Origin of the sequence: Streptomyces sp. RP5T (genome assembly GCF_003933965.1) — a bacterium.
Lineage (GTDB): Bacteria > Actinomycetota > Actinomycetes > Streptomycetales > Streptomycetaceae > Streptomyces.
Genome location: NZ_RSAJ01000721.1, coordinates 1 through 3,801, shown reverse-complemented (window position 1 = coordinate 3,801; position 3,801 = coordinate 1). Strand labels below are relative to the sequence as shown.

General features: G+C 73.7%; 4 protein-coding genes. All 4 read right to left on the bottom strand.

What is annotated here, in order from left to right; genetic code table 11:
• A partial coding sequence (locus EHS43_RS39840) for an FAD-dependent oxidoreductase (protein ID WP_185806612.1) occupies window positions 1-384 on the bottom strand: 384 nt, incomplete at its 3' end.
• A gap of 31 nt (window positions 385-415) precedes the next feature.
• Window positions 416-1,204: a carbon-nitrogen hydrolase family protein gene (locus tag EHS43_RS39835; RefSeq protein ID WP_125195435.1), complete on the bottom strand. Its 789-nt coding sequence runs from the start codon at window positions 1,202-1,204 to the stop codon at window positions 416-418.
• Between the two features lie 114 nt (window positions 1,205-1,318).
• Window positions 1,319-2,593, bottom strand: coding sequence for an MFS transporter (locus EHS43_RS39830; protein WP_260470925.1), 1,275 nt, complete (start codon window positions 2,591-2,593; stop codon window positions 1,319-1,321).
• Window positions 2,594-2,698: 105 nt separating this feature from the next.
• On the bottom strand, window positions 2,699-3,801 hold a 1,103-nt coding region (locus EHS43_RS39825; RefSeq protein WP_125195434.1), incomplete at its 5' end, for an HAD-IA family hydrolase.

The window sequence follows — 3,801 nt, the reverse complement described above, 5'->3', positions numbered from 1 at the left end:
GGGACGGGTCTCAAGGCCGACGAGGTCGATGTAGTGCTGGAGGGCGGTGGAGGAGGGCGGGAAGCGCATCGCGCCCATCTCCGCGGTCAGCGTGGGATCGCAGCCCTCGAACCCCACGGTCCTGAGCCGTCCGCCGATCCGGTCGGCCTCGTACACGACCGGCTTGAGGCCCATCTTCATCAGCTCGTACGCGGCCACGATCCCGGAGAGACCGCCGCCGATCACCGCGACCTCGCTGCCGTGCTCGGTCGCCGGTATCTGGCCGAGGCCCGCCGGGTGGGCGAGGAAGTCGTCGTAGGCGTAAGGGAAGTCCGGTCCGAACATGGTGATCGGCGGCTGCTGCTCGTCTGCGTGCTCGACGGCGTTGGGCACGGTGGACGTCATGGGGTACGGACTCCTAGCACAAAGGGGTGGTTCAGACGAGGGACGCGTAGAGGCCGGGCCGGCGGTCGGCGAGGTACGGGTTCGCCGCGCGGGAGGCGGTGAGGAAGGCGGGGTCGGCGTCGGCGAACACCAGCTCCTCACCGCGGCCGGCGCGGGCCCGGGCCACCCCGTCGGGGCCGGCCAGCGTGGAGAGCCCGACGAACTCGAACTCCCCTTCCGCACCGACCCGGTTGACGTAGGCGACGTACATCTGGTTCTCCCAGGCCCGCACCGGCACCAGGGACTCGGCGACGAACTGGAACGGGTGCATCTGGGCCGTCGGCACGATCAGGAGGTCGGTGCCGGCGAGGGCGTGGGCCCGGACGTTCTCCGGGAACTCGACGTCGTAGCAGATCATGAGGCCGACCGTGAGGCCGCCCACCTCGGCCTGGACGACCGTCTGTTCGCCCGGCTCGAAGTGCTCGCGCTCGAAGCAGCCGAAGAGGTGCGTCTTGCGGTAGTTGGCGAGCCGGGTGCCGTCGGCGGAGATCAGCTGGGCGGAGTTGAGGACCGTGTCGGCCAGGCGCTCGGGGTATCCGTACGCGATCGCGATCCCGTGCCGCTCGGCGATCTCCGCTACCGCGTCCGCCGAGTCGCCGTCGGCCGCCTCGGCGAGGCGGGCGATGTCGTCGCCGATCGCGTACCCGGTGAGGAACATCTCGGGTGCGGCCAGCAGCGCGGCGCCCGCGGCGGCGGCCCGGCCCGCGGCCTCGTCGAGGACCTTGAGGTTCCCCTCGACGGAGCCGGGGCGGCCGGAGCTCTGGAGCAGGGCGGTGCGCATGCGTGATCCTCACCGGGCGGAAGTGGATGTGGGGGCCACATGAAGGGCCACGTAGACGGTACGGGCGGCTCACCGGGGCGGACAAGGAGGAGCCGTTGCGCGCTGCTGAGCGGTTCATTGCGCGCGGGGGCGCTCCCGCGGCGATTCGTTGCGCGGGGTGTCCCGCGGCGACGCCTTGCGCGGGCGGCCGTCCGGTGATCCGTGACGCCGGCGCCCGCTCCTGGACAGCACCAGCGCCGTCACCAGATAGGGCACGGAGAGGATCACGAACACCGTGCTGTGCGCCAGGGACGCGCCGAGCAGGCCGTACAGCCCGAACACGGCGACCGTGACCAGTTCCGTGCCCAGACTCGCCACCGAGGTCAGGGTGGCCCGGCGGGCGTCGTCGATGCGGTGCTGGAGGCGGACGTCGGCGAGTACCTCGGCCAGCTGGAAGCCGGCGAAGGCGAGGCCGACCAGGGCGATGCCGGCCGGGGTGCGGACACCCGCGCCCACGGCCAGGGCGAGCGCGGCACCCGCGACCAGTGCGGCCAGGCCCCGGGTGCCGAGGCGCTCGGCGGGCCCGGCGCACAGGCTGCCGACGGTAACGATCGACCAGACCAGCAGGACCAGGTAGGGGACGGTCGCGTCGGCCACGCCGAGATCGCGGATCAGCAGGGACACGTACTCGTCCAGGGCGCCCCAGACCGCGGCGACGGCGGGTACGAGCAGCAGGGCGCCCTGGACGCTCCGGTCCCCGCGGGCCTCGGCGAGTCCGGCCCGCAGGGTCGCCGACCAGCGGGCGCTGCCCCGCTCCGCCGGGACCCGGTGCTCCGGGAGCCGGGTCGCCGTCAGCGCCGCCAGCAGACAGGCCAGGACGCTCGCGGCGCCCACGGCCTCGTAGCCGCCGAGCGCGAGGACCGGGCCGGCGAGGCCCATCGCGGCGACCGTGGCCAGCAGCCGGACCGCCCGGGTCCGCCCCATCGCGCGCGCGTACCGCTCGGTGGCCCCGAGCCGTTCCAGTTCGTCGTAGACGAGGGCCTCCAGCGAGCCGGAGCCGAGCGCGCCGCCGGCTCCCCACAGGACGAAGCCCAGCGCGAAGGCGCCGTACGACGGCACGGTCACCCACAGCGCGAAGCCGGCGGCCGTGAGCAGCGGGCCGAGCCACAGCAGGCGGCGCCGCGAGACGGTGTCGGCCCAGGCGCCGGAGGGCACCTCCAGGACGACGGCCGTGAGGGACCACAGGGCGAACAGCGAGGAGATCTGCCAGAGCGGCAGGCCGGTGTCCGCGAACAGCAGCGCGTACACCGGGTAGAGCAGGACGAGGTCGTCGAGGAACGCGTAGCCGTACAGCGTGGTCGTCAGCCGGCGGACGCCGGTCGCGGACACGGGTGCGGGTGAGAGTGTCATGGGGCCTTCCCGGAAGGGCGGTTCGGACGTCGTGGGCACGGCGTCCGAGGCGGCCCTCGGGAGGCACGGCTGGTGGATCAATGTCGCCAGGTCATGGCATCGATGCTAGACAGTCGCGGGCCCGCTGCCCAGTGAGAATGTGGTGATCACCGCGGCATGGTCGGACGGCCAGTCGTTGTCCTCGACATCCGGCCAGGTCCGGGGCGTGCCGCTGACGTACGTCCGCGAGTCGAGCACGCGCAGTCCGCGGTGCAGGACGAAGTCGATCCGGTCCCGCGGCTCCGGGTGGGCGTGCACCGGCGACCAGGTGTGCCCGGGATCGCGCACGGGGTCCGGGCGGGCCTCCCGGAAGGAGTCCCGGAAACCCGCCTCCTCGGCCGCCTTCGTCACCGGCCACTCGACGCCCGGCCGGTCCAGGTGGGAGGGGCAGTTGAAGTCCCCGACGAGGACGACGGGCGCCGCGTCCCCGATCCGGCGCAGGGTGTCCCGCAGCTGCCCGAGCCGCACCTCCTCGTGGGCGAGCGGCTCCTCCTCGTAGGGCCCGTAGCGCGCGGAGTCCAGATGGGCCGTCCAGATCTCGACCTCCCGCTCCCCGACGGTGATCCGCGCGCCCGCCGCCCCGTAGAAGCCGACGTCGGGGTCGCCCGGCGCGGCGGTGATCGGGAAGCGGCTGATGACGCCGAGGTTCGGTCCGGCACTGTGGTGGTGCCAGCCGAGTGCGCGGGCGAGTTCCTCCGCGGCGGTGCCGTACGTCTCCTGGAGCCCGACCACGTCCACGTCGGTCTCGGCGATGACCTTGAGCTGCTTGGCCCGGTGGTCGTGGACCTTGGTGCCGCCGTACCAGAGGTTCCAGGTCATCACGCGGAGCCGGTACGGCAGCAGGGCGCGCAGCCGGGTCACGGTGACGTCCTCCAGGCCGGTCAGGACCGTGCGCCCCGGGCCCGCCTCGATGGGGGCCAGGGAGGGCACGGCGAGGACCGCGCAGCCGGCCGCCTCGGCGGAGCGGACGCCGGTCTCCGTGTCCTCGACGGCCACACAGCCCGAGGGCTGCACGCCGAGCGCGCGGCAGGCGGCCAGGTAGGGGTCGGGGGCGGGCTTGGTGTGCTCGGTGTCGTCGGCGGTGACGGAGACGGCGAACCGGCTCGCGCCGAGGGCCGCCAGGACGGTGTCGGCGACCGCGCGGGGGGACGCGGTGACCAGGGCGGTGG

What these genes read in the sequence shown, in the direction of transcription:
- EHS43_RS39830 (WP_260470925.1), bottom strand. Translation starts at nt 2,593, where the DNA reads ATGACACTCTCACCCGCACCCGTGTCCGCGACCGGCGTCCGCCGGCTG.
- EHS43_RS39835 (WP_125195435.1), bottom strand. Translation starts at nt 1,204, where the DNA reads ATGCGCACCGCCCTGCTCCAGAGCTCCGGCCGCCCCGGCTCCGTCGAG.